At 62.6% G+C, this 25,292-nt stretch carries 31 protein-coding genes; 25 read left to right on the top strand and 6 right to left on the bottom strand.

Annotation, left to right across the window (positions count from 1 at the left end):
- Positions 1-35: 35 nt before the first annotated feature.
- The 6 genes from J3456_RS13745 to rpsF all read right to left on the bottom strand — a co-directional run bounded on the left by J3456_RS13745 (position 36) and on the right by rpsF (position 4,379).
- Positions 36-1,994: a bifunctional 2',3'-cyclic-nucleotide 2'-phosphodiesterase/3'-nucleotidase gene (locus tag J3456_RS13745; RefSeq protein WP_349580713.1), complete on the bottom strand. Its 1,959-nt coding sequence runs from the start codon at positions 1,992-1,994 to the stop codon at positions 36-38.
- Positions 1,995-2,066: 72 nt separating this feature from the next.
- The gene (locus tag J3456_RS13740) at positions 2,067-2,552 is read right to left on the bottom strand and encodes a lytic transglycosylase domain-containing protein (protein ID WP_259949736.1); all 486 of its coding nucleotides are present in this window, start codon (positions 2,550-2,552) and stop codon (positions 2,067-2,069) included.
- Positions 2,553-2,679: 127 nt separating this feature from the next.
- Positions 2,680-2,970: a hypothetical protein gene (locus J3456_RS13735; RefSeq protein ID WP_067626666.1), complete on the bottom strand. Its 291-nt coding sequence runs from the start codon at positions 2,968-2,970 to the stop codon at positions 2,680-2,682.
- Between the two features lie 161 nt (positions 2,971-3,131).
- A complete protein-coding gene (gene rplI, locus J3456_RS13730; protein ID WP_349580712.1) occupies positions 3,132-3,758 on the bottom strand; it encodes a 50S ribosomal protein L9 in 627 nt (208 codons plus the stop codon).
- Positions 3,759-3,769: 11 nt separating this feature from the next.
- The gene (gene rpsR / locus J3456_RS13725) at positions 3,770-3,997 is read right to left on the bottom strand and encodes a 30S ribosomal protein S18 (protein ID WP_005852865.1); all 228 of its coding nucleotides are present in this window, start codon (positions 3,995-3,997) and stop codon (positions 3,770-3,772) included.
- 28 nt (positions 3,998-4,025) lie between these two features.
- Complete coding sequence (gene rpsF / locus J3456_RS13720; protein WP_067626662.1) at positions 4,026-4,379, bottom strand: 30S ribosomal protein S6; 354 nt, start codon at positions 4,377-4,379, stop codon at positions 4,026-4,028.
- 215 nt (positions 4,380-4,594) lie between these two features.
- On the opposite strand from rpsF, the gene fabD reads away from it, so the two are divergent.
- The 25 genes from fabD to J3456_RS13595 all read left to right on the top strand — a co-directional run bounded on the left by fabD (position 4,595) and on the right by J3456_RS13595 (position 25,284).
- Positions 4,595-5,527 (top strand): ACP S-malonyltransferase, encoded by a 933-nt coding sequence (gene fabD, locus J3456_RS13715; RefSeq protein ID WP_349580711.1) that lies wholly within the window; start codon positions 4,595-4,597, stop codon positions 5,525-5,527.
- Positions 5,528-5,544: 17 nt separating this feature from the next.
- Positions 5,545-5,949, top strand: a complete 405-nt coding sequence (locus tag J3456_RS13710; RefSeq protein WP_349580710.1) for a hypothetical protein — start codon at positions 5,545-5,547, stop codon at positions 5,947-5,949.
- A complete protein-coding gene (locus tag J3456_RS13705) occupies positions 5,946-6,515 on the top strand; it encodes a COG3904 family protein (RefSeq protein WP_349580709.1) in 570 nt (189 codons plus the stop codon). Before J3456_RS13710 ends, J3456_RS13705 begins: the two co-directional genes overlap by 4 nt.
- Positions 6,516-6,537: 22 nt before the next feature.
- Positions 6,538-7,275 carry a 3-oxoacyl-[acyl-carrier-protein] reductase gene (gene fabG, locus J3456_RS13700; RefSeq protein ID WP_349580707.1) on the top strand — a complete coding sequence of 246 codons (738 nt, stop codon included), beginning with the start codon at positions 6,538-6,540 and terminating at the stop codon, positions 7,273-7,275.
- Between the two features lie 202 nt (positions 7,276-7,477).
- A complete protein-coding gene (locus tag J3456_RS13695) occupies positions 7,478-7,711 on the top strand; it encodes an acyl carrier protein (protein WP_067261852.1) in 234 nt (77 codons plus the stop codon).
- 160 nt (positions 7,712-7,871) lie between these two features.
- Entirely contained in the window at positions 7,872-8,405 is a 534-nt protein-coding gene (locus tag J3456_RS13690; RefSeq protein WP_349580706.1) for a GNAT family N-acetyltransferase, read from the top strand.
- A gap of 155 nt (positions 8,406-8,560) precedes the next feature.
- Positions 8,561-9,820 carry a beta-ketoacyl-ACP synthase II gene (gene fabF / locus J3456_RS13685; RefSeq protein WP_067938708.1) on the top strand — a complete coding sequence of 420 codons (1,260 nt, stop codon included), beginning with the start codon at positions 8,561-8,563 and terminating at the stop codon, positions 9,818-9,820.
- Positions 9,821-11,005 carry an endolytic transglycosylase MltG gene (gene mltG, locus J3456_RS13680; RefSeq protein ID WP_349580705.1) on the top strand — a complete coding sequence of 395 codons (1,185 nt, stop codon included), beginning with the start codon at positions 9,821-9,823 and terminating at the stop codon, positions 11,003-11,005. It begins immediately after the preceding gene.
- 222 nt (positions 11,006-11,227) lie between these two features.
- Entirely contained in the window at positions 11,228-11,572 is a 345-nt protein-coding gene (locus tag J3456_RS13675; RefSeq protein ID WP_349580704.1) for a hypothetical protein, read from the top strand.
- On the top strand, positions 11,508-12,851 hold the full coding sequence (locus J3456_RS13670; protein ID WP_502989507.1) for a DNA-packaging protein: 1,344 nt from the start codon (positions 11,508-11,510) through the stop codon (positions 12,849-12,851). Before J3456_RS13675 ends, J3456_RS13670 begins: the two co-directional genes overlap by 65 nt.
- Positions 12,852-12,980: 129 nt before the next feature.
- Positions 12,981-14,156: a phage portal protein gene (locus J3456_RS13665; RefSeq protein WP_349580703.1), complete on the top strand. Its 1,176-nt coding sequence runs from the start codon at positions 12,981-12,983 to the stop codon at positions 14,154-14,156.
- Positions 14,146-14,373 (top strand): GTA head formation protein, RCAP_rcc01685 family, encoded by a 228-nt coding sequence (locus J3456_RS13660; RefSeq protein ID WP_386283658.1) that lies wholly within the window; start codon positions 14,146-14,148, stop codon positions 14,371-14,373. Before J3456_RS13665 ends, J3456_RS13660 begins: the two co-directional genes overlap by 11 nt.
- Before the next feature lie 36 nt (positions 14,374-14,409).
- Positions 14,410-15,012, top strand: a complete 603-nt coding sequence (locus tag J3456_RS13655; RefSeq protein WP_349580770.1) for an HK97 family phage prohead protease — start codon at positions 14,410-14,412, stop codon at positions 15,010-15,012.
- 30 nt (positions 15,013-15,042) lie between these two features.
- Positions 15,043-16,221, top strand: coding sequence for a phage major capsid protein (locus tag J3456_RS13650; RefSeq protein WP_349580702.1), 1,179 nt, complete (start codon positions 15,043-15,045; stop codon positions 16,219-16,221).
- Between the two features lie 166 nt (positions 16,222-16,387).
- Positions 16,388-16,987: a head-tail connector protein gene (locus tag J3456_RS13645; RefSeq protein WP_349580701.1), complete on the top strand. Its 600-nt coding sequence runs from the start codon at positions 16,388-16,390 to the stop codon at positions 16,985-16,987.
- Positions 16,984-17,322 (top strand): head-tail adaptor protein, encoded by a 339-nt coding sequence (locus J3456_RS13640; protein ID WP_349580700.1) that lies wholly within the window; start codon positions 16,984-16,986, stop codon positions 17,320-17,322. The genes J3456_RS13645 and J3456_RS13640 overlap by 4 nt, the downstream gene beginning before the upstream one ends.
- Complete coding sequence (locus tag J3456_RS13635) at positions 17,319-17,729, top strand: DUF3168 domain-containing protein (protein ID WP_349580699.1); 411 nt, start codon at positions 17,319-17,321, stop codon at positions 17,727-17,729. Before J3456_RS13640 ends, J3456_RS13635 begins: the two co-directional genes overlap by 4 nt.
- A 35-nt stretch (positions 17,730-17,764) precedes the next feature.
- Positions 17,765-18,187, top strand: a complete 423-nt coding sequence (locus J3456_RS13630) for a phage major tail protein, TP901-1 family (protein WP_349580698.1) — start codon at positions 17,765-17,767, stop codon at positions 18,185-18,187.
- Positions 18,188-18,189: 2 nt separating this feature from the next.
- Positions 18,190-18,504 carry a gene transfer agent family protein gene (locus J3456_RS13625; protein WP_349580697.1) on the top strand — a complete coding sequence of 105 codons (315 nt, stop codon included), beginning with the start codon at positions 18,190-18,192 and terminating at the stop codon, positions 18,502-18,504.
- Positions 18,501-18,713, top strand: coding sequence for a rcc01693 family protein (locus J3456_RS13620; protein WP_259949840.1), 213 nt, complete (start codon positions 18,501-18,503; stop codon positions 18,711-18,713). Before J3456_RS13625 ends, J3456_RS13620 begins: the two co-directional genes overlap by 4 nt.
- Entirely contained in the window at positions 18,706-19,365 is a 660-nt protein-coding gene (locus J3456_RS13615; RefSeq protein ID WP_120350879.1) for an RcGTA-type gene transfer agent tail tape measure protein, read from the top strand. Before J3456_RS13620 ends, J3456_RS13615 begins: the two co-directional genes overlap by 8 nt.
- Positions 19,366-19,392: 27 nt before the next feature.
- A complete protein-coding gene (locus J3456_RS13610) occupies positions 19,393-20,025 on the top strand; it encodes a DUF2460 domain-containing protein (protein ID WP_259949845.1) in 633 nt (210 codons plus the stop codon).
- On the top strand, positions 20,025-20,912 hold the full coding sequence (locus J3456_RS13605) for a phage/gene transfer agent baseplate hub protein (protein WP_349580696.1): 888 nt from the start codon (positions 20,025-20,027) through the stop codon (positions 20,910-20,912). Before J3456_RS13610 ends, J3456_RS13605 begins: the two co-directional genes overlap by 1 nt.
- Complete coding sequence (locus J3456_RS13600) at positions 20,909-21,355, top strand: NlpC/P60 family protein (RefSeq protein ID WP_349580695.1); 447 nt, start codon at positions 20,909-20,911, stop codon at positions 21,353-21,355. Before J3456_RS13605 ends, J3456_RS13600 begins: the two co-directional genes overlap by 4 nt.
- Positions 21,355-25,284 (top strand): baseplate multidomain protein megatron, encoded by a 3,930-nt coding sequence (locus tag J3456_RS13595; RefSeq protein ID WP_349580694.1) that lies wholly within the window; start codon positions 21,355-21,357, stop codon positions 25,282-25,284. The genes J3456_RS13600 and J3456_RS13595 overlap by 1 nt, the downstream gene beginning before the upstream one ends.
- Positions 25,285-25,292: the final 8 nt, after the last annotated feature.

Here is a 25,292-nt window from a genome sequence, read left to right as displayed (position 1 = left end):
AAGATTGGCGGGCAGATCGACGCCCGCCATTTATTTCAGAGCATAATCCGGAACTGGGCGAAGCCGTTTTCCGTATCGCCGACCTGCTCCATCACCACGCCGGTCACCTCATCCACGTAATCCGCGGCCTTCGGTCCGGTTTCGAACATCACGCTGGTGCCCTCCATCGGGGCAAAGCGCCAGTTGCCATCGGCGCGGGGGCTGATGGTGCCTTTTTCGACGATATAGCGCACGATCACGTCGCGGTTGGTGTCGGGCCCTTCAAAGACGATGGTATCGCCCTTCGCGCCGGGGAATGCGCCGCCACCGCTGGCGCGGTAGTTGTTGGTGGCGATGATGAATTCGGCATTGGGATCAATTGGTTGCCCTTCGAACTCAAGGTTCACGATCCGGCTCGCCTTAGGGTTCGCCACGGTCCCCTTGGGGCCGAATTTGGACGGCTGGCTGAGGTCGATCTGATAGGTTACCCCGTCGATCACATCGAAGTTGTAGCTGGGGAACTCTGGGTTCAGCAGCGGTTGGTTGGCCTCGCCGGGGGTGATCTGGTTGAACATGCCCGCGGACCGCTCAAGCCAATCCTTCACCTGAGCACCGGTGACGCGCACGGCGCGGGCGGTGTTGGGATAAAGGTAAAGGTCAGCGACATTCTTGATCGCCACATCGCCCTTGGGCACATCGGTGTAATACTCTGGCCCGCCCCGGCCACCGGCCTTGAAGGGGGCGGCGGCAGACAGGATCGGTAGCCCTTCGTGCTCGGTCCCTTTGAGCATCTGGGCGATGTACCAGCGCTGCGCGTTTGAAACGACCTGCACCGAAGGATCATCGGCCACCAGCGCGAAATAGCTGTGCAGGTTGGCATCGGTCTTGCCCACGGCGCGGCGAACATAGGCGAGCGTTTCGTCATGGTCTTGCTGAACCGAGGCCAGAACCTCTGCATCGCTTTCCACCAGCGCCATGACCGAGCGGTCTTCGTTGCGCTGCGAAATGGCCCGCGCCTCGGCGCTGTGGCTGGCGATGCGCCAACCGCCCGCGTCGCGCTCCAACATCAGGTCGATAAGGCCCAGATGGCTGCCCCAGAAGCCGCCCATGGTGGCGGGCTTGCCGTGGATCGTACCTTCGCTCACGTCCACGCCCGGATAGTTCGCATAGGTGCCCGAGGGGAAGACGAGGTGGCTGTGTCCGGTCATGATGGCGTCGATCCCCTCAACGGCGGCGAGGGGGACCGAAGCGTTCTCCATCATGTCTTCTTCCTTGGCCGCTCCGATGCCTGAATGCGACAGCGCGATGATGATATCGGCGCCCGCCTCTTTCATCTGCGGCACCCAAGCGCGGGCGGTCTCTAGGATGTCGCGCGCCTGCACTTTGCCTTCGAGATGGCGGCGGTCCCATGCCATGATCTGCGGCGGGACAAAGCCGATGATGCCGATCTTGATCGGATGGGCCTCTCCCGCGCCGTCGGTCAACATTCGGTCCAGCAGGACATAGGGTTTGACCAGCGTGTCATCGTCACTGGGCTTGGCGCCGACCTTTTTGACGACATTGGCGCTGACCACCGGGAAGTCGGCCCCGGCGAGGGATTTCATCAAGAAATCAAGCCCGTAGTTGAATTCATGATTGCCCAAGGTTGAGGCGTCAAAGCCAAGCGTGTTCATTGCTTGGATCACCGGATGCATGTCGCCTTCTTTCATGCCGCGCTCATAGGCGATGTAGTCGCCCATCGGGTTGCCCTGCAGGAAGTCGCCGTTGTCGAGCATCAGTGTATTGGTCGCCTCGGCGCGGATCGATTTGACGATGCTGGCGGTGCGGGAGAGCCCGACGGTGTCGACCTCTTTGTCGGCGTAATAGTCATAGGGAAAGACATGCACATGCAGGTCCGTCGTCTCCATCAGGCGCAAGTGCGCTTGATTGGCGGCAGCACGGAGAGAGAAGGGGTGAAGGGCCAGCAGACCGGCAGAGCCGGCGAGAAAGTGACGGCGGTTGAGGCGGAGGGTCATGCGGCGTTCCTTCTTAACGTGATTAACATCTACCTGCGGCGAAGCGAGAGGCCGCGCAAGCCTAAAAATTAATCACCCGTCCCTCAGGCCGGTTTCCACCAACATGCCGCGTTTCTTGGCTTCGTAATAATAGCCGCGCGCGTACCATTTGATGGCGGTGCCGTGGTCTCCGTCGGACAAAAGCCAAGCGCCGCGCAGGTATTTCAGGGCGTATTTCAGATTGGTATCTGCGTCCAAAAGGTCAGACGCGCTGCCTTGGAACCCCATGGAGCGGGCGGTGGCGGGCAGGATTTGCAGCAGGCCATAATATGGGCCGTTGCGGGCGCGCGGGTTATGGGTGCTTTCGCGGATGGCCAGACGATGAACCAGAGGGCGCGGCAGATCGTAGAAGTCGGCCCAGTGGTTGATCTTGCGCCGCAGGTCGGGCGTCTCATTCGGGTGCAGGGGCAGGGCCGGGCGCTGCGGGGGCGTGGGGGAGACTTCGGGCGCAGCGCTGCACGCGGTAATCGTGCTGGCGGCGATGAAAGAGAGAAACATGCGGCGTGTTGTCTGAGGCATGATGCACCGAGGCTTGTTATATCGGCGCGAAGATCACCGCTGCGGGCCTTTCGAGCAAGCGTGTCGGCAAAACATACGCGGCCCCTTGCCCAGCGGTTGGGGCGCAAAGCGCGGCTTTCCGCCACGCTTAGACGTCAGCGACGATTTCGCCTTTCATTTCACCGGTCATGCGGGTCTGATCTTCGCGCTTTACCGAGCGGCGGACCTCGTCGATCTTGAGTTCGGCAGCGTCGCGCGTGGCTTTGTCGGGCCATTCGGTGATTGCGGCACTGGTGCGCTCAGAGGTGCGGACCACAGTAACGCGGCTGGCGCCAAAGCTCTTGAGGGCGGGCAGGCGCTTTTCTTCGATGGCGCGCAGAGCCACGTCATAATCCGCCCCGTCGGCGATCTCCCAAGTGGTGATGGTAATGTAACGCATGTGTCATCCTCCATGCTGAATGGAGGGAGCATAGCACAGAATGCTCTGTTTTTACAGGATTTCGCGCCACAGGTGCAGGAGGGCTGTCACACGGGCCTGCGCATAAAAAAACGCCGCGCGGAAAGCCGCGCGGCGTTTCATGTCAGATCGGACAGGTCGGATCAGCTGTTGCTGTCGTCCTGCGCGTCGCCCTCAGGGGTGCGCACCACGTCCGAGTCGCCGTCTTCGTCAGCGGCAGAGCCGATGTCGTCGAAGAGTTCGGAGATCTCGAATTCAGCTGCGGCTTCCTCTTCGGCGGCCAGTTCCTGAATCGATTTGCCCGACGCCTGAAGCTCGGCCTCTTCGGGCGAACGTGCGACGTTCAGCTCGATTGTGGCATCGACTTCGGGGTGCAGGATGATGCGCACGTCATGCACGCCCAGTTCCTTAATCGGGTTGCCCAGAACGACCTGCTTGCGGTCGACGGTGAACCCTTCGGCGGTTGCGGCATCGGCGGCGTCACGGGTGGTGACGGAGCCATAAAGCGCACCGGCGTCGGAAGCGGAGCGAATCACGACGAACTGCTGACCGTTCAGCTTCTCGGCGAATTGCTCGGCTTCTTTTTTGGTTTCGAGGTTCTGTGCTTCGAGCTGGGCTTTTTGGCCCTCAAAGGCTTCGACGTTGGCCCTGGAGGCCGACAGCGCCTTGCCCTGCGGCAGCAGGTAGTTGCGAGCATAGCCGGGCTTTACGTCCACGACTTCGCCCATCTGGCCCAGTTTGGCCACACGTTCCAGAAGGATAACTTGCATGTGCTCTCTCCTTACTTAACGGCGTAGGGCAGCAGGGCGAGGAAACGAGCGCGTTTGATGGCACGGGCCAGTTCGCGTTGTTTCTTGGCCGATACGGCGGTGATACGGGAAGGAACGATCTTGCCACGCTCAGAGATGTAGCGTTGCAGCAGACGTGTGTCCTTGTAGTCGATCGCAGGTGCGTTGTCGCCCGAGAAAGGGCACACTTTACGACGACGGAAAAATGGTTTTGCAGCCATGATTTAAGTCCTTTTCTTCAAGCGTTGATCAACGGCGTTCGCGGCGTTCGGAACGCTCGTCACGCTTTTGCATCTGTACGGACGGCAGTTCTTTGTGCTCATCAACTTTGATGGTCAGAACGCGCATCACGTCATCATGCAGGCGCATCAGGCGTTCCATTTCCTGCACGGCGGTCGCAGGTGCGTCCGAACGCAGGAAGGCATAGTGGCCCTTGCGGTTTTTGTTGATCTTGTAGGCCATCGTTTTGACGCCCCAGTACTCGCTGTCGACGAGCTTGCCGTCGTTGTCCGCGAGGACGGTGCCAAAGTGTTCGATGAGGCCTTCTGCTTGCGTGTTGGACAGGTCCTGACGCGCAATCATAACATGCTCATATAGCGGCATGTGCACTCCTATATTTATATCAAGGCGCATTTCATAGGCGGGGCATTCATCCTTGCGGCCCCACCACGAGAGTCTGCGCGGTTCATATGCTTTGCAAGGAAGCGCCCGTATACACGGTTTGCGCCGCACGGCAAGCCCCAAGCGCCTGCGGCAAGGCTTGTTCGGCTGGGGCGCAGAGGATACATCAGGCAAAACGCATAAGAGAGGCCGCAACCATGAGCATTGCATTCGTTTTCCCGGGCCAGGGTGCCCAAACCATCGGCATGGGCCGCGATCTGGCTGAAGCCTATCCTGAAGCCCGCGCCGTTTTCCAAGAAGTCGATGACGCCCTTGGCGAAAAACTGTCTGACCTGATCTGGGAGGGGGACATCGAGACGCTGACCCTCACACAGAACGCCCAGCCTGCGCTGATGGCCACGTCGATGGCAGCGATGGCCGCGCTGAAGGCCGAAGGGATCGAGGTTGACAAAGCGGCCTATGTGGCGGGCCATAGTCTTGGCGAATATTCCGCGCTCTGCGCCGTAGGGTCACTGTCGCTTGCCGACACCGCGCGGCTGCTGCGCATTCGGGGCAAGGCGATGCAGGCGGCTGTCCCTGTGGGCGAGGGTGCCATGGCGGCGATCCTTGGCCTTGGCATCGAAGAGACCGAGAAACTGGCCGAAGCCGCCGCCGAAGGCGAGGTCTGTCAGGTCGCCAATGAAAACGACCCCAGCCAGAATGTATTGTCGGGCCACAAAGCCGCCGTGGAGCGTGCCGTGGCCATGGCGAAGGATGCTGGCGCCAAACGCGCGTTGCTGCTGCCGGTCTCTGCGCCTTTCCATTGCCCGCTGATGGGGCCTGCGGCGGATGAGATGGCGCGCGCTTTGGGTGAGGTCACGTTTAATGCTCCCGCCGTGCCGCTGGTGGCGAATGTCACTGCGCAGGCCGTGACCGATGCCGCGAAGATTCGCGAGTTGCTGGTTGAGCAGGTGACAGGCCGGGTGCGCTGGCGGTCTTCGGTTGAGTGGATGGCCGCGCAGGGCGTGACCGAAGCCTGGGAGATTGGCGCGGGCAAGGCGCTGTCGGGCATGATCCGCCGGATCGACAAATCCGTCGCCACCCGCAGCATTGGCACGCCGGATGAGGTCAAAGCCGCGCAAGAGGCGTAACGCCCCGGAGGGCCGAGATGACGATGCAAGAAACCCTGACGCTGCTGCCGGAATGGCTGATCTGGTGGTTCAACTGGCTGGTCTTTGCCGTGGCGGTCTTGCCCTTGGCGCTGCTGATCTGGCCGCAGAGCCGCAAAGTCGGGGTGATTGCCGTGGCCGTTAGTATCCTTACCGGGGCGGCGGTTTACGGGATGTTCCGTCAGATGGGATACGTCAAACTTCTCGGTCTGCCGCATCTGCTGATCTGGGGGCCGCTGGCGGTCTATCTGTTCCGCAAACAGGCCAAGGACGCCATGCCCATCGCGGCGCGGTGGATCATCCGGGTGATTTTGGTCACCTTGCTGATCTCACTGGCCTTCGATGTGGTGGATGTGCTGCGTTATATACTTGGTGAGCGGACGCCACTGGGGGCCGAGGCATGAGGCGGCTGATTGCTGTCGTCGCGCTGCTCGTTTTTTTGGTGGCCTGCGGCACGCTAGAGAATGCCAGTGATGGCGCGCGGATGCAGGTTCAAGGGCCGTATCTGTTGATGACCGGCACGATCACCAGCCGGACGCCTGCGGCTTTCGCGCGGCATCTGTCCGAGAATCCGCGGATCGATACAGTGGTGCTGGGGCGGATCGACGGCTCTATCGATGCGGCAGCGACGCACCGGATGGGGCGACAGATTCGCAGATTGGGGCTGGCGACCGAGCTGCGGACAGGCAGTGTGGTTGATTCTGGCGGTGTGGAGCTCTTTATCGCGGGGGCCGAGCGGCGCATGACACCGGGCACGGCGCTGCGGGTGCATAGCTGGCGCAATGGTTACCGTGAGGGCAGCAGCTATCCACGGCAATCGCCCAAACACCAGATGACACGGCGCTATATGGCCGAGATGCTGGGCAAAGACGGCTTTTACTGGTTTACCTTGCAGGCCGCGCCATCTGACGGGATACACAAGATGACAGCGGATGAAATCCGCCGCTACGGGCTGCTGACGCGGCCCTGACTGATAGAATAAAGGAAGAGACATGTTCGATCTTACAGGAAAGAATGCCCTGATTACCGGCGCTTCGGGCGGCATTGGCGCGGATATCGCACGCAAATTGCATGCCCAAGGCGCGACCGTCGGGCTGTCGGGTACGCGGACTGAACCGTTGGAGGCGCTGAAGGCCGAATTGGGCGAGCGGGCGCATGTGCTGCCTTGTAACCTGAGCGACATGGAAGCCGTCGATGCCCTGCCGAAACAGGCGGCTGAGGCGATGGGTTCGGTCGATATTCTGGTGAACAACGCAGGCATTACCCGCGACAATCTATTCATGCGGATGTCTGACGACGAGTGGAACTCGGTTCTGAACGTGAACCTGACCGCGACCTTTAAGCTGTGCAAAGGCGTGATGCGCGGCATGATGAAGGCGCGTTGGGGCCGGATCATCAATATCTCCAGCGTTGTGGGGGCCACGGGCAATCCCGGTCAGGCGAATTACGCGGCCTCCAAAGCGGGTGTGATGGGCATGTCCAAGTCCCTGGCCTATGAGGTGGCAAGCCGTGGGATCACGGTGAATGCCGTGGCGCCGGGCTTTATCACCACTGCCATGACAGACAAGCTGACGGACGAGCAAAAGTCTGGAATCATGGGGCAAATTCCCGCCGGTCGCATGGGCGATCCGGATGAGATTGCCGCCGCTGTGGTCTATCTTTCCAGTGCCGAGGCTGCTTATGTGACAGGGACCACCTTGCATGTGAACGGCGGTATGGCCATGTTGTGACCCTGCGCTGCAATAGCGTTTGCCAAGCCTTCGGCATGTGCTAAAGGGGGCGCAGAATCGAAACGAAGGGTGCTTGATTGCCCCCTCCGCCTTGTGCGAACAAGGAAAATAGCCGCCCCTTTTGGGGCATCCTCCAAACGCTGATCATCGGCGGGCGGAAACCAAAAGGGGCCTGAATGGCCCGAAGACATGAGGACTTATTATGAGCGACGTCGCAGACCGCGTGAAAAAGATCGTTGTAGAACACCTGAGCGTGGAAGAGGACAAAGTGACTGAGAATGCGTCGTTCATCGACGATCTCGGCGCTGACAGCCTTGACACCGTGGAACTGGTGATGGCGTTCGAAGAAGAGTTCGGCATCGAGATCCCCGATGACGCCGCTGAGAACATTCAGACCGTTGGCGATGCGGTCAAGTTCATCAAAGAAGCCTCCTAAGGGCTTTGCCGGGCAACCGGCAGAATTGAGATTAGAAAGCGGCGTTGTTCCTAGCGGAATGACGCCGTTTTTATTTGCCACAACGGGCTGGGCTTGTCCCTTTGGTGCTGAGGCCGCATGTCTTCGCCAAGAAGTTTCAAGTGTGAAGGCAATTCACCCCATGTCCCGAACGATCCCGACCATCAACACAGCCAGACTGACATTGCGCGCCATGCGGGCCGAGGATTTTGAGCGTTACGCCGAGATCTGGGCGATGCCGGATGTGGCGGATCGCATACTTGATCGGCCCCGAGCCAAAGCGCAGTCGTGGGACGCGTTTTTGCGCAACGCAGGCCATTGGCAGATCACGGGATTCGGACAATGGGCTGTGCAGCTTCATCGGCAGAGAGAGATGCTGGGGCAGACTGGCTTCGTCTTTGGTTCACGGAATTTCGGTGAGGATTTCGATACTTACCCCGAAGCACGGCTGGTCTTGGCCCCACAGGCGCAGGATCAGCGTTTGGGGAGTGAGGCGGCGCGGGCAGCGCATGAGTGGTTTGATCGGGTGATCACCGGGCGGACGGTCTGCATGATCGCTGCCGGTAACGAGGCGGCATTGCGCATCGCGGGCGCGCTTGGGTATCAGGCGCTGCGTGAGGCAAAGGCGGCTGGTGGCCCGGTGCATCTGATGACCCGACGCGGACCGCCGGTCTAAGGGTGCCGTAAGACCATTAACTGGTGTGATAGTCGCCGAATTTCGAAGATCGGCGTTTTTGTGCTATGCCTGCGGACCACCGCCGATATGCTTGTGCCTACAGGCTTTTGCAGGGTAAGAGGTTCGCCGAGAGATTATCGGCAAGGGGCACTAAGATGCGCAGAGTTGTAGTAACGGGTTTGGGTTTGGTTACCCCCCTCGCGGACGGCGTGGAAGAAAGCTGGAAACGGATCCTTGATGGGCAATCCGGGGCCGGACCGATCACCGGCTTTGATCCCAGCAAATTGGTGACCCAATACGCCTGCGAAGTGCCTTTGGGCGATGGCAGCGATGGCACCTTTGACGCCAATAAATACATGGAGCCGAAAGAGCAGCGGAAGGTCGATACCTTCATCCTGTTCGGCATGGCCGCCGCCCAGCAAGCGGTTGAGGATTCGGGGTGGTTGCCGACCGAGAAGGAAGATCAAGAGCGCACTGGCGTGTTGATCGGCTCTGGCATTGGCGGGTTGAACTCCATTGCCAATACCGCCGTGATGATGGCCGAGAAAGGTCCGCGTCGCGTGAGCCCGTTCTTCGTGCCCGGCGCGCTGATCAACCTGATCTCGGGTCAAGTGTCGATCCGCTACGGCTTTAAGGGGCCGAACCACTCAGTCGTCACTGCCTGTTCCACTGGGGCCCATGCCATCGGTGATGCGGCGCGTCTGATCAAATACGGCGATGCGGATGTGATGATTGCAGGCGGCGCAGAGGCGGCGATTTGCGAGATTGGCATGGCGGGTTTCAACGCCTGTAAGGCGCTGTCGACCAAACGCGGGGATGATCCGCAGAAAGCCAGCCGCCCCTATGATGTGGACCGCGACGGTTTCGTCATGGGTGAGGGCGCGGGCATTGTGGTCTTGGAAGAATATGAGCACGCCAAGGCGCGCGGTGCGAAGATCTATGCCGAAGTGCTGGGTTATGGCCTGTCGGGCGACGCGCATCACATCACGGCACCGTCTGAGGACGGCGAAGGCGGCGAACGCTCCATGCGGGCAGCGCTGAAGAACGCGGGTCTTGAGCCCAAGGATGTTGATTACATCAACGCGCATGGCACCTCGACCATGGCCGACACCATCGAGCTGGGGGCGGTTGAGCGTTTGATGGGCGATGCGGCGGACAAGGTCACCATGTCCTCGACCAAATCCGCGACCGGGCACCTCTTGGGGGCTGCTGGCGCGATTGAGGCGATTTTCTGCATGCTCGCGATCCGCGATCAGGTGGCACCGCCGACCATCAACCTTGATAACCCAGCGGTCGAGACACCGATTGATCTGGCGCCGAACAAGAAGGTCGAGCGCAAGATCGACGTGGCGCTGAGCAATTCGTTCGGCTTTGGCGGCACAAACGCATCGGTACTGTTCGGGAAAGTCCGCTAAATGTGGCGTCATATCGCTTCTAACGCCGTGACGTTTCTGTTGGTCGGCCTGTTTCTGCTTGGGGGGATCATCCTCTGGGGCAAGACGACCTATGTCTCTGAAGGGCCGCTGGAGCAGGCGATCTGTGTGCAGGTCGAGCGCGGCTCGAACATGCGGCAGGTGAGCCAGAGCCTTGAGGAACAGGGCGCGGTCTCTTCGCCCGCGCTCTTTCGCATGGGCGCGGATTACGAGGAAAAGTCGAGCAGCCTGAAAGCGGGCAGCTTTCTCGTGCAACCCGGCACCTCGATGCAGGGGATCGTGGATATCGTGACCCAAGGCGGGGCCAGCACCTGCGGCACCGAGGTTGTGTACCGCGTCGGCGTGAACCGGGTGAGCGTGCAGGTCCGCGAGTTGGATCCGGTGACAAGCCGGTTTGTTGAGCGTGCGGAGTTCACGCCGGGCGAAGACGAAACGCCCGAGGCCTATTCCGAAATCTCCAGCAAAAACGACACGCGGTTTCGTGTGGCATTGGCTGAGGGCGTGACAAGCTGGCAGGTTGTCGAAGCGCTGAAACAAGTCGAGCAATTGACCGGCGAAGTTGAAGACCTCCCCGCTGAGGGCAGCCTTGCGCCAGACAGCTATGAGGTGCGCCCCGGTGATGACCGCGCTGAGGTGATTGCGCGGATGGCGGCAGCGCAAGAGGTGCTGTTGGCAAACGCTTTTGAGGCCCGCGACCCTGATCTGCCCATTGAGACGCCGGAAGAACTGCTGATCCTTGCCTCGATCATTGAAAAGGAAACCGGTGTGGCGGCGGAGCGTGAGCAGGTGGCGAGCGTTTTCGTGAACCGTCTGAACCAAGGCATGCGTCTGCAAACGGACCCGACGGTGATCTATGGTGTGACCGAGGGCAAGGGCGTGCTGGGCCGTGGGCTGCGCCGTTCGGAGCTGCGGGCAGAGACGCCGTGGAACACCTATGTGATCGACGGGCTGCCACCCACCCCTATCGCCAATCCGGGGCGTGCGAGCCTGATGGCTGCGGCGCAACCGGCAGAGACGGATTTCGTCTTCTTCGTGGCGGATGGCACCGGGGGGCACGCTTTTGCCGAGACCTTGGACGAGCATAACCGCAACGTGGCGCGCTGGCGTCAGATCGAGGCGGAGCGCGGCGCGGAAGCGGCCGGGAATGCCTCAACAGGTGGTAACTGAAACGACTAAAGACCCCGCTGAAGACAGCGGGGTTTTTGCTTGCCGATGGGGTTCTCCGCGCGGCGGTGTAAGGTCTTGTTAACACAGTTTTTCTTGACTTTGCGCACGGTCTGACGTAGAACTTGTGACACGCTAGAGGACATGGGCGAACGGCCCCGGGGTGACCCGGTGGTCGTTTTTTTGTGTCTGCTCGGTTGGGGATAACCAACAAGAGGTAAAGCGATGACGATCATTACCCCGGAGCAAGAGACGGAAGACAGCGCGGAAATTCTGCGCGGTCTCCAAGAAGCAATCGGCGCGCTGCGTCGGGAAATCGAAGGTCTGACAGAACAGACCCGGTCCGGGGGGGAACTCAAGGAAACTGCGGTGCCCAGCAATACGTCCAAAGTGGCGGGCTTGCTGGCGCATTGCCTGAAAGCGGAGAACACGCTGAATGACTGTCGAAACCGACAAGCTGGAATCGCGCGGGGGGGCTTTGCCCTCGACATGGACAAGGCGCGGGCTGACATCGGGTGCAAGCTGGATCGCCTGCGCAGATGCTCTGACCCAGGCGCAGTTTCTGAATGACCTAGGTGAGGGAGAGCTTCTGGCTCTCCCTTTTTTGTTCGAGTTCTGGGCGCTGGATCATCAGCTGCCGCCTGAAGGCGATTGGCGGACATGGGTGATCATGGGCGGGCGCGGCGCGGGGAAGACGCGCGCCGGGGCGGAATGGGTGCGCAGCAAGGTCGAGGGGAGCCGGCCGCTCGATCCCGGTGCGTGTAGCCGTGTGGCGCTGGTGGGCGAGACCATCGAGCAGGTGCGCGAAGTCATGATATTTGGCGATAGCGGGATACTGGCCTGTAGCCCGCCGGATCGTCGACCCGATTGGGAGGCGACGCGCAAGCGCTTGGTTTGGCCTAACGGGGCCATCGCCACGGTTCATACGGCGCATGACCCCGAAGGGCTGCGCGGGCCGCAGTTTGATGCGGCTTGGGTAGATGAATTGGCGAAATGGAAGCGCGGGCAGGAGGCTTGGGACCAGTTGCAATTTGCGCTGCGCTTGGGGGAGCGGCCTCAGGTCTGTGTGACGACGACGCCGCGCAATGTGGATGTGTTGAAGGCGCTGCTGCAATCGCCCTCGACGGTCACGACCCATGCGCCAACGGAGGCGAATGCGGCCAATCTGGCGGGGTCGTTCCTTGAGGAGGTGCGGGCGCGGTATCGTGGGACGCGGTTGGGGCGGCAGGAGTTGGATGGGGTTTTGCTGGCGGATGCGGAGGGGGCGCTGTGGACCTCGGCCTTGTTGGAGGCGGGGCGGGTGCAGGCGGCGCCTGAGTTGGATCGGATCGTGGTGGGGTTGGACCCGGCGACGACCAGTGGGGCGACATCGGATGAATGTGGGATTGTGGTGGTGGGGGCGCAAATCCAAGGGCCGCCGCAGGAGTGGCGGGCGGTGGTGCTCGCTGATTGCACGGTGCAGGGGGCCACGCCCAACGGTTGGGCGCAGGCGGCGATTGCGGCGATGACGCGCTATGGGGCAGATCGGCTGGTGGCTGAGGTGAACCAAGGGGGGCAGTTGGTGAGCGAGGTCTTGCGGCAGGTCGATCCGCTGGTGTCGCTTAAGACGGTGCATGCGGCGCGGGGGAAGGTGGCGCGAGCGGAGCCTGTGGCGGCGCTTTATGAGCAGGGGCGGGTAAGCCATTTGCCGGGTCTGGATGCATTGGAGGATCAGATGTGTCTGATGACAGCGCGAGGCTATGAGGGCAAGGGTAGCCCGGACCGGGTCGATGCGCTGGTCTGGGCGCTGCATGAGCTGATGATCGAGCCTGCATCGCAGTGGCGCAGCCCGGGGGTGCGGAGCCTGTAAGGCGGGCGTTGCGCAGGGCAGCGTGCGGTCGGTTACCCGGCCGTTAAGACTTAATTGAGAAAGTCTGACAACGCCGAGCAGCATGGGGCACAGGCCGCTGCCAAGGCCGAGCAGAATGAGGAGCGACAGATGGTATTCGATTTTCTACGGCGCGGCGCGGCTGAGACCGTTGAGCAGAAAGCTTCGGCGACCGGGCCGGTCGTGGCCTATCAGACCTCTGGTCGTGTCGCTTGGAGCCCGCGGGACAATGTGAGCCTGACGCGCTCGGGCTTTTGCGGCAATCCGGTGGGGTTTCGCTCGGTCAAGCTGATTGCCGAGGCGGCGGCGGCGCTGCCGCTGGTCGTGCAGGACGCGGCGCGGCGCTATGACGAACACCCGCTGATGGAATTGATGCGCCGCCCGAATGGGGGGCAAGGCCGGGCAGAGTTGCTTGAGGCGCTCTATGGTCAGATGCTGCTGAGCGGTGATGGCTATGTCGAGGCGGTCGGCGGCGAGGGTGGTTTGCCGGTCGAGCTGCATGTGCTGCGGTCGGATCGGATGAGCGTGGTGCCGGGGGCGGATGGTTGGCCGGTGGCTTATGAATATGCGGTGGGCGGGCGTAAGCATCGCTTTGACGCCAGCGGGACGGTGACGCCGGTCTGTCATATTCGGAACTTTCACCCGCAGGACGATCATTATGGCTTTAGCCCGATGCAGGCGGCGGCGATGGCGATGGATGTGCATAACGCTGCGAGCCGTTGGTCGAAGGCGCTGCTCGATAACGCGGCGCGGCCCTCGGGGGCGATTGTGTACCGCGGGGCCGAGGGGCAGGGCAAGCTGAGTGAGGATCAGTATGATCGGCTGGTGAGCGAGATGGAGAGCCATCATCAGGGCGCGCGCAATGCGGGGCGACCGATGCTGCTGGAAGGTGGGCTTGACTGGAAACCAATGGGGTTTTCGCCCTCGGATATGGAATTCCAGAAGACCAAGGAGAGTGCGGCGCGGGAAATTGCGCTCGCCTTTGGGGTGCCGCCGATGCTGATCGGGGTGCAGGGGGATGCGACTTACGCAAATTATCAAGAGGCGCATCGGGCGTTCTATCGCCTGACCGTGCTGCCGCTGGCGACACGGGTGACGGCGACGCTGGCGGAGTGGCTAAGCGGGTATCTGGGCGAGGCGGTGAGTTTGAAGCCCGACTTGGACCAAGTGCCGGCTTTGGCGGCCGAGAGGGATGCGCAATGGGCGCGGGTCTCGGCAGCGGCGTTCTTGAGCGATGCGGAAAAGCGCGCCCTGTTGGGGCTGCCTGCGGTGGCGAATGATGCCTGAATTGCGCGAGATCGAGCGGTTCGAATGCGCGCCGGGATTGCGGCTTCAGGCGCATGAGACGCTGAGCGCGGTGCACCGCGAGAACATGCAAAAGCGGCTCGACCGGATCGAGCAGATGATGGAGCGGCTGGAACGGCGCTTGTGGTTGACGGTTTACGGCGTGGTCGCGGTGATCTTGGCGCAGGCGGTGCAATCCTTTCTGGTGGTGGCGCCGTAGCGGGCTGAAAAAGAGGAAATAACAATGGGTTATCAGATGTTGAACTCCGGCGCTTTGCCGGAGAACGGGGAAGGTCTGTGTGCTGGGGCCGCTTTGGAACATAAGTTCGCCCGTTTCGGCACGGTGGCTGAGGTGGAAGGCGGACTGGAGATCAGCGGCTACGCCAGCCTTTTCGGCGCGGTGGATCAGGGGGGCGATGTGGTGGAAGCCGGTGCCTATGCGGCGAGCCTTGCCCAAGTCACGAAGGCCGGGCGCAGCGTCAAAATGCTGTGGCAGCATGATCCTGCCCAGCCCATCGGGGTCTGGGACGAGGTGCATGAGGATGGCCGGGGCCTGTGGGTCAAGGGGCGCATCCTGAGCAGTGTTGCCAAGGGGCGGGAAGCGGCCGCGTTGATTGATGCAGGAGCCATCGACGGGCTCAGCATCGGCTACCGCACCGTGAAGGCGGGCAAGAATACCAAGGGGCAACGGCTGCTGACGGAACTGGAGCTTTGGGAGGTGTCTTTGGTGACCTTTCCGATGCTGCCCTCGGCACGGGTGGGGTCCAAGAGAGATTTCAAGGCCGTGGGTGATGTTCTGCGGGACATGGCGGCGGCCTTTGACGCGGCGCGGCGCGATATGGCGCGCGGCAGAGCCTGAGTTTGACTGAGCAAGACCAGAGGAAAAGCAATGACCAAAAGCGAGATGAGCACAAAGGCGGGCGCAGACCTGTCCCCGGCGGAGGAAGTGCGGCAGGCCGTGAGCGGTTTTGTCAGTGACTTCAACGGCTTTCGGGCCGAGATCAATACGAAACTTCAACAATCAGAAGAGCGAATTGCCATGATGGACCGCAAGATGACCCTGCCTGCCCGCAGCCCTTTGGGCGGCGCGATTGAGCAAGATGCACCGCATAAGAAAGCCTTTGATGCCTATCTGCGCAATGGCGATGACGATGGGCTGCGGGGGCTGGAACTGGACGGCAAATCGATGTCGACGGCGGTGAACTCGGATGGCGGCTATCTGGTGGATCCGCAGACATCGGAGCGGGTGCAATCGGTGCTGAATTCCGGCGCATCGATCCGCGCGATTGCGGCGGTGGTGCAGGTTGAGGCCACGTCTTATGACGTGCTGGTCGATCATGCCGATGTGGGGGCGGGCTGGGCCACCGAAAGTGGTGCGCAGGCCGAGACGTACACGCCGCAGATCGACCGGATCACCGTGCCGCTGCATGAGTTGAGTGCCCTGCCCAAGGCGAGCCAACGGCTGCTGGACGACAGCGCCTTTGATATCGAAGGCTGGCTGGCGGGCCGCATCGCCGACAAATTCGCGCGGGCCGAGGCGGCGGCCTTTGTCAGCGGTGATGGGATCGACAAGCCGACCGGTTTTTTGAGCCATCCGGCGGTCGATAACGACGTCTGGAGCTGGGGCAATCTGGGCTATGTCCCCAGCGGCACTAACGCTAACCCCGAGGCGGATGCGATCATCGAATTGGTCTACGCCCTTGGCGCGGCTTACCGCAAAAACGCGGTTTTCGTGATGAACTCCAAGACCACGGCCAAGGTGCGCAAATTGAAAGACACCGATGGGCGCTTTCTGTGGTCGGATGGGCTGGCCGCGGGAGAGCCTGCGCGGTTGATGGGCTATCCGGTGCTGGTGGCCGAGGATATGCCCGACCCGGCGACGGATGCGATGGCTATCGCATTTGGTGACTTCTCGGCCGGGTACACGGTGGCTGAGCGCCCCGATCTGCGGATCCTGCGCGATCCCTTCAGCGCTAAGCCGCATGTGCTGTTCTATGCGACCAAACGTGTCGGCGGTGACGTGAGCGACTTTGCGGCGATCAAGCTGATGAAATTCGGCCTGGCGTAAGCCGGTGCCGAAGCCGGGGCCGGGGCAACTTGGCCCCGGTCCGGACGTGCGCCTGCAAGGTTGTGTTGTCTAGCTGCTCCCCTCCGACCGAGCAATGCAACCGGTGCGCGTCCGGGAATAAGCGCATGGCCCCACGGGGCGAGGGAGCGAATTTTGGAGACGTTCGATGATGTTGATCGAAGAGACAAATGTGCCGGATGCGGTCTTGCCGGTTGAGGCCTTCAGAATGCATCTGCGCATTGGCAGCGGTTTTGGGCAGGACGGCCTTCAGGATCCGGTGCTGCGCAGTTTCCTGCGTGCGGCAATCGCGGCGGTAGAGGCGCGGACGGGGAAGGTGTTGATCACCCGGCGTTTTGCCCTGTCGCTGACCTTTTGGCGCGATGCAGCGGCGCAGGTTTTGCCGGTGGCGCCGGCGCAGGACATCGCGCGGGTGGCGTTGGTCGCGCGTGATGGAGCAGAGACGCTGGTTGACCCCGACCGCTATTGGCTGGAGCGCGATGCGCAAGCGCCGCGACTGCGCGCCAGCACAGCCGCCTTGCCCCGCATCCCGAGTGCCGGAGCCGCGCTGATCAGTTTCGATGCAGGCATGGCCGCCGATTGGGCCGGGCTGCCGGATGATTTGGCCCAAGCGGTGATGCTGCTGGCGGCACACTACTACGAATACCGCGACGATACGGCGCTTGGCGAAGGGTGCATGCCCTTCGGTGTCAGCAGCCTGATTGAACGCTACCGCCGCGTACGTGTCGGCTTTGGTGGTGCGGCATGAGCCGCCCGCATTTGAACAGGCCGCTGGTCTTAGAAGCCCCACAACGGGTGAGCGATGGCGCGGGGGGGCATACCGAAGTCTGGCAGCCCCTAGGCACACTTTGGGCAGAGGTTCGCGCGCGGACGGGGCGGGAAACCACCGCAGGCGGTGTGGCCGTCAGCCGGATGGGGTTCAAGATCACGGTCCGCGCGGCACCGCAGGGCGCGCCCGACAGGCCGACGCCGGATCAGCGGTTTCGGGAAGGCACGCGTGTCTTCGTGATCTTGGCGGTGGCCGAGAGCGATGCGGGCGGGCGGTATCTGACCTGCTTTGCCGATGAGGAGGTGGCGGTATGACCTACGCGCTTTCAGGGGCTTTGCAGGCGGCGGTCTATGACCTGTTGCAGAGTGATCCGGGGCTCACGGCCATGATCGGCGATGCGGTCTATGACGCGGTGCCGGGGGGAAGCTTGCCCGAGACCTACGTGCTGCTTGGGCAGGAGATGGCGAAAGATGCGTCAGACGCCGAGGGCGCGGGCGCGGAGCACCGCCTGACCCTGTCGGTGAACACCAGCGCGCCGGGGTTCAGCACGGCGAAGGGCTGCGCGGCGGTGATCTGCGATTTGCTGCATGGGGCGCAGCCGACGCTTAGTCGCGGGCATGTGGTGGATATGGCCTTTCTCAAAGCGACGGCACGGCGGATCGACGGGGCCGCGGGGCGGCAGATCGACCTGCAATTCCGCGCCCGGGTCGCGGATGCGTAAGACTTCAGATTCTAGATTGGTGCGAGGAGATAGAGATGGCAGTGCAAGCGGGCAAAGACCTTTTGGTCAAAGTGGATATGACCAGCGATGGTCAGTTCGAGACGATCGCCGGGCTGAGGGCCAAGCGGGTGAGTTTCAACGCCGAAACGGTGGATGTGACCTCGCTCGATTCAAGCGGGGGCTGGCGGGAGTTGTTGGCGGGCGCGGGGGTGCGCTCGGCCGCGATCAGTGGCTCGGGGGTGTTTCGCGATGCGGGCACGGATGAACGGGCGCGGCAGCTGTTCTTTAACGGGCTGACGCCGGATTTTCAGGTCATCATCCCGGATTTCGGTGTGGTGCAAGGGCCGTTTCAGGTCTCCGCCCTCGAATACGCGGGGGCGCTGAATGGGGAGGCCACGTTCGAGTTGAGCCTGCAATCGGCGGGAGAACTGCTCTTTACTCCCGATGTGGTGGTGTGACCATGGCAAACCCATGGCGCGGCGAGGTGAGCCTGGTGATCAATGGCAGGCGGCATGAGGCGCGGCTGACCCTTGGCGCCTTGGCCGAGTTGGAGGCGACATTGGAGGCCGACAGCCTTGTCGCCTTGGTGGAGCGGTTTGAAAATAATCGCTTTTCCAGCCGCGATGTACTGGCCCTGCTGCTTGCCGGGCTCCGCGGGGGCGGAGCGGTGATGGATGCCGCAACGCTTGAACATGCGCAGATCGAGGGCGGGCCGATGGCGGCGGCACGGGCGGCGGCGGAATTGCTGGCGCGGGCCTTTTCGGTGCAGGCGTGAGCACGGCGCAGGGCTTTGACTGGCCCGCCTTGCTGCGTGTGGGCCTGTCGCGATTGCGCCTGCCGCCGGATCAATTCTGGGCGCTGACGCCGGCGGAGTTGCAGTTGATGTTGGGCCCACCGTCCGAGGCAGCGCCGCTGCTGAGCGAGGGCCTCGCCGCGCTGATGGCTGCTTATCCAGACGAGATGAAAGGGGCCGATGATGGCTGACTTTGATGATTTCGAGAATCTTGAGAGCCGCGCTGACGGGCTGAATGAGACACTGGCGCAAACCAGCGGTTTGGTTGCCGGGTTCGATGGTGAGTTGCGGCGCATGCGCAGCGCGCTTTCCGCGACGGGCAAAGATGTGGCGACCCTCGAAAAAGGGCTGAGCCGTGGCCTGCGCCGGGCGTTCGACGGGGTGGTTTTTGACGGCGCCAAACTGTCGGACGCGCTGAGCGACCTGGCGCAATCGATGATCCGGACGACCTACAACGCCGCGATGCGCCCGGTGACGGACCATTTCGGCGGGCTGATCAGCGAGGGGGTGGGCAGTGTTGTGGAAGGCATTTTGCCTTTTGCGAATGGCGCGCCCTTTTCCCAAGGCAAGGTCATGCCGTTTGCGCAGGGCGGGGTGGTGACCTCGGCCACCGCGTTTCCGATGCGTGGCGGCACGGGGCTGATGGGAGAGGCCGGGCCAGAGGCGATCATGCCGCTGGCCCGGGGGGCGGATGGCAAGCTGGGGGTGCGCGGCAATGGCGGGGGGGCGACCACCATCGTGATGAACATCACCACGCCCGATGTGCAGGGGTTTCAGCGCAGCCAAAGTCAGATTGCCGCTCAACTAAGCCGGGCTCTTAGCACGGGCAACCGCAACCGATAAACCGCGCGGCGGTTAAAGGAGCAGATCATGCAATTTCACGATGTCAGATTTCCGCCCTCGCTGAGCTTTGGATCAGTTGGGGGGCCGCAGCGGCAGACGGATGTGGTCACGCTGGCCAATGGTCATGAGGAACGCAACACGCCTTGGGCCCATTCTCGGCGGGTCTATGATGCGGGGCTAGGGATGCGTTCTATCGATGACCTCCAGTTGCTGATTGCTTTTTTCGAAGCGCGACTGGGGCAGATGTACGGATTTCGCTGGAAGGACTGGGCCGACTATAAAACGGGCAAGACGGCGCTTTCGGTGGCCTTTGACGACCAGAGCATCGGTTATGGAGACGGGGTTCGGGCGGCGTTTCAGCTGACCAAGACTTACCGCTCGGGCGCGCATTCATACCGCCGTCCGATCACCAAACCCGTGGCCGGGACGGTGCGCGTGGGGGTGGAACAAGACGAGCTGCGCGAGGGTGTCGAATACGAGGTCGACGCAAGCACGGGGATCATTACCTTTGCCCATCCGCCGGACCCTGAGATGGAGATCTTCGCGGGCTTCGAATTCGACGTGCCCGTGCGGTTTGACACGGACCGCATTCTGATTTCGGTAGAGAGCTTTCAGGCCGGGCAGGTGCCCGACGTGCCGGTGATCGAGGTGCGGGTCTGATGGCGGAGCTTAATACAGGGTTTGCGCACCATATCGCGCGCGGTGTGACAACGCTTTGCCATTGTTGGCAGGTGACGCGGGCGGATGTGGTGGTGTTTGCCTTTACCGATCACGATATGCCGCTGGCATTCGCGGGGGTCACGTTTCGCGCTGATACGGGGCTGGGTGCGCGGGCGCTGGCTCAAACCAACGGGCTGTCGGTCGACAACACCGAAGCGCTCGGCGCGCTCAGCGATGATGCGATCCGCGAGGATGAGATTGAGCAGGGACGGTTCGATGGGGCCGAGGTTCAGGCGTGGTTGGTGAACTGGGCAGAGCCTGCGCAGCGGGTGCTCCAATTTCGCGGAACGATCGGCGAGTTGCACCGCACAGGCGGCAGCTTTCGTGCTGAACTGCGCGGTCTGACGGAGCCGCTGAACCGCCCCTTGGGACGGGTCTTTCAAAAGCCCTGTTCGGCGGTTCTGGGGGATGGCGATTGCCGCTTTGATCTCACCACGCCGGGCTATGCCGAGGAACGCGCGATTGAGACTGTGGCAGAGGCGCAGTGTTTCCGCTGGGCTGCATTCCCGGGGTATGATGAGGGCTGGTTCGCCCGCGGGCGGCTTGACGTGTTGGATGGCTCGGCGGCGGGGCTCTGGGGCATGGTCAAACGTGACTACCATGACGGCGGGCAGCGGGTGATCGAGCTTTGGGAGCCGATCCGCGGAGTGGTAGCGGAGGGCACTCGCGTGCGGCTTACGGCAGGCTGCGACAAGCGGATGGAGACCTGCCGGCTAAAATTCAACAACCTGCTGAACTATCGAGGGTTTCCCGATCTGCCGGGTGAGGATTGGATGATGGCCGTCCCACGCTCAGACGGCGCGAACGCGGGTGGGTCGCGCAGATGAGCGCCGGGGGGGAACCGTTGCTGTATGCGGCGCGCGGGTGGATCGGCACGCCTTATGTGCATCAGGCTGCGGCGAAAGGGGCGGGCTGCGACTGCCTCGGCCTCATCCGGGGGCTTTGGCGTGAACGGATGGGGGCTGAACCCGAGGCGGTGCCGCCCTATTCGATGGATTGGTCCGAGCCGCAGGGGGAGGAACAGCTCTGGGCGGCCGCGCTGCGGCATATGGCGGTGAAGAACAGCGGTGCACCCGCGCCCGGTGATGTGCTGCTTTTCCGAATGCGCCACGGCGCCGTGGCAAAGCATCTTGGGTTGCAGGCGCGCATCGGCGCCAGTCCCAGTTTTATTCACGCCTATGCACGGCACGGGGTCGTTGAAAGCCCCCTTAGCCTGCCATGGCAGCGGCGCATCGTGGCGCGATTTATATTTCCTGAGGAGGTCTCCTGATGGCGACGATTGTTCTTTCGGCAGCGGGTGCCGCGGTTGGTGGCTCCATCGGGGGCACGCTGGCGGGGCTGTCTTCTGTCGCAGTGGGCCGGGCGGTGGGGGCGAGCCTTGGGCGGCTGGTCGATCAACGCTTGCTGGGCCAAGGTGGGCAGGCGGTCGAGACCGGTAAAGTGGATCGCTTTCGGCTGACGGGCTCGGGCGAGGGGGCGGCGATCTCGCAGCTTTATGGCCGGATGCGACTGGCTGGGCATGCTATCTGGGCGTCGCAGTTCCAAGAGGTCACCCAGGTCAGCGGGGGCGGCAAGGGCGGCCCCCCGACGCCAAAGACGACCGAGTACAGCTATACCGTCAGCCTTGCCATCGCGCTTTGCGAAGGGGAGATCACCAGCGTCGGGCGCATTTGGGCGGATGGGGAGGAGATTGCCCCGGACGATCTGAACATGCGCGTCTACAGGGGAGAGGCGGATCAGCAACCCGACCCGACCATCGCCGCGATCGAGGGCGCGGACCGGGTGCCAGCCTATCGCGGCACGGCCTATGTGGTGATGGAAAATCTCGCGTTGGCGCAGTTCGGCAACCGCGTTCCGCAGTTCTCTTTCGAAGTGATGCGGCCCGAACAGCCGCAGGCGGCGGGGTGGGAACATGCGCCTGCCTTTGTTGTGCAGGGGGTCGCTTTGATCCCCGGCACGGGAGAATATGCGCTGGCGACCACGCCGGTGCATTATACCGACGGCCCCGGCAGCCGCTGGAGCGCGAATGTGAATTCACCGGCGGCCAGGACTGATTTCTCGGTGTCGTTGGAGACCCTGACAGAGGAACTGCCTCGGCTAGAAGCGGCCTCTCTCGTTGTGTCATGGTTCGGCAGCGATCTGCGCTGTGGCGATTGCCGCCTGCGCCCCAAGGTGGAAGATCCGGACATCGATGGGGAGAACATGCCGTGGCGGGTTTCTGGCATGACGCGCGCCACGGCCGAGGTCATCACCCAGCACGGCGCGCGCCCGATCTATGGCGGCACGCCAGCCGATGCGGCGGTGGTCGAGGCCATTCACGCGCTGAAGGCGGCGGGCAAGGCGGTGATGTTCTACCCGTTCATCTTGATGGATCAGACCGAAGGCAACGGCTTGCCGGACCCCTATAGCGAGGCCGAGGATCAACCCCGCTTGCCGTGGCGCGGGCGGATTACCCTTTCGGTCGCACCGGGGCGGCCGGGCAGCCCGGATGGGTCAGCGGCGGCAGCGGCAGAAGTTGCCGCGTTTTTCGGCACGGTCACAGCGGCGGATTTCACGGTGACCGAGGGCGTGGTGAGCTACCATGGCCCAGCGGAATGGACCCTGTCGCGGTTCATCCTGCACTACGCCGCACTCTGCGCCGCGGCGGGCGGGGTCGAGGCCTTTTGCATCTCTTCTGAAATGCGAGGCCTGACGCAGATACGCGCGGCAGGAAATAGCTTCCCCGCGGTGACCGCGCTGCGGACCTTGGCCGGAGAGGTGCGTACCTTGCTCGGGCCGGATGCTAAGATCAGCTATGCCGCTGATTGGTCGGAGTATTTTGGCTATCAGCCGCAGGATGGCAGTGGTGATGTTTACTTTCACCTCGATCCGCTGTGGGCCGATCCGCAGATCGATTTCATCGGGATCGACAACTACATGCCGCTGGCCGATTGGCGCGATGAGGAGGGGCATGTCGATGGGGAAGACTGGCCCGCGATTTACGATGTCGGCTATCTGAAATCCAATATCGAAGGCGGTGAGGGGTATGACTGGTACTACCATTCGCCCGAAGCCCGTGCGGCACAGATCCGAACGCCGATCACCGATGGCGCCCATGATGAACCTTGGGTCTATCGCTACAAAGACCTGCGCCGCTGGTGGCAGAACCATCACCACCCGCGCATCGGTGGAGAGCGGCAGGCAGCACCCACGGAATGGCAGCCCATGTCCAAACCAATCTGGTTCACGGAATACGGCTGTGCGGCAATCGACAAAGGCGCGAACCAACCCAACAAGTTCCTCGATCTGAAAAGCTCGGAAAGCGCCTTGCCGCATCATTCCTCCGGCGCACGGGACGATCTGATGCAGATGCAATATCTGCGCGCGCTGTCGGAATATTGGCGTGATCCAGCGCGCAACCCGATCTCAGACGAATATGGCGCTCCGATGCTGGATATGTCGCGCGCCTTTGTTTGGGCTTGGGACACGCGGCCTTATCCGTTCTTTCCCAACAATGTCGATCTATGGAGCGATGGGGAGAATTACAGCCGGGGGCATTGGCTGAACGGACGGGCCTCGGCGCGTTCGCTGGCCTCGGTCGTCGGGGAGATTTGCCGCCGTGCGGGTGTGATGCATTTCGATACCTCTCAGCTTTTCGGCTATGTCCGCGGCTACACCGTGGACGCGGTCGGAGAGGCGCGCGCCGCCCTGCAACCCTTGATGCTGCGCTATGGGTTTGATGCGATTGAACGCGATGGGATTTTGCAGTTTCGGATGCGTGATGGGACGGACGCGGTGCCCCTTGACCCCGACAGACTTGCGGTTCACCCCGATCTCGGCGGGCTGACCGAGCAGCAGCGCGAGGCCGAGGCCGAATTGTCGGGCCGTGTTCGGCTGCGGTTCATTCAGGCCGATGCGGATTTCGACGCAATCGTGGAAGAGGCGGTTCTGCCGGACGAGGTGACCCATGCAGTCACCGGGACCGAACTGAACATGGCCCTGACCCGGGGCGAGGGGCGGCAGGTGGCCGAGCGCTGGTTGACCGAGGCGCGTGTCGCCCGCGAAACGCTGCGGCTTGCGTTGCCGCCATCGCAGATGGCTATAGGGGCGGGGGACGTGATCGAACTGCCGGGCGATGGCGCGGAGGGGCCGGGGCGCTACCGCATTGACCGCGTCGAACAGGACGGTTCCTTGCTGATTGATGCCGTCCGGATCGAACCCGAAGTCTATGACCCCGCACCGCTTGAAGAAGAACTGGCGTCCCTGCGTCCTTTCGTGCCGCCGCTGCCGGTCTTGCCTCAGTTCATAGACCTGCCGCTTTTGCGCGGGGATGAGGTGCCCCATGCGCCGCATCTGGCGGTGACGGCGACCCCTTGGCCGGGGTCAGTCGCCGTCTACCGCTCTACGGTTGATGCTGATTATGCGCTCAACGGCGTCGTTTCCAGTCGGTCCATCATGGGGGTCACCCAAACGGCCCTGCGCGCGGCGCGGCCGGGGGTGATCGACGCAGGGCCGGTGCTGGAAGTCAAACTGAGCAGCGGCAGCCTTGAATCGGTCAGCAAAGAGGCGCTTTTGAATGGGGCGAACCTTGCCGCCATCGGCGATGGAAGCGCGGATCGATGGGAGCTGTTCCAATTTCAGAAGGCGCAGCTTGTCGCCCCTGCGACCTATTGGCTGACCGGCCGTCTGCGCGGGCAGGCGGGAAGTGATGGGCTGATGCCGGAGGTTTGGCCCGTTGGTTCGCGCTTTGTGCTGATGAACGGGACACCGCAACAGGTCGAGATCAGCCCGCATCTGCGCCGCGTCGCCCAGCACTACCGCATAGGTCCTGCCCGGCGCCCGGTGGATGATCCGTCCTATCTGCATCAGGTACTTGCGTTTGACGGGAATGGCCTGCGGCCCTACAGCCCGTGCCATCTGCGGGCCCATGCGCTGCCCGATGGTGATATCACCTTTAGCTGGATTCGGCGCACCCGGATCGACGGGGACGCTTGGGACGGGCCAGAGGTGCCGCTTGGCGAAGAAAGTGAGAGGTATCTTTTGCGCGTTTTTGCAGGCGGTCAGCACCTGCGGGACGTACTGCTCGATACGCCCGGGTGGACCTACAGCACTGCGGCACGGGCGGCCGATGGGCTGACCGGGGCGTTTGAGGTAACGGTGGCGCAGGTCTCTGCCAGCTACGGCGCGGGGCTTGCCGCAGGTTTGGTGGTGCCCGGATAGGCCCGCGC

This window comes from Sulfitobacter sp. NFXS29 (assembly GCF_040148765.1).
Classification (GTDB): domain Bacteria; phylum Pseudomonadota; class Alphaproteobacteria; order Rhodobacterales; family Rhodobacteraceae; genus Sulfitobacter.
The sequence above is the reverse complement of the archived record's forward strand: the minus strand, read 5'-3'. Positions and strand labels throughout refer to the sequence as shown.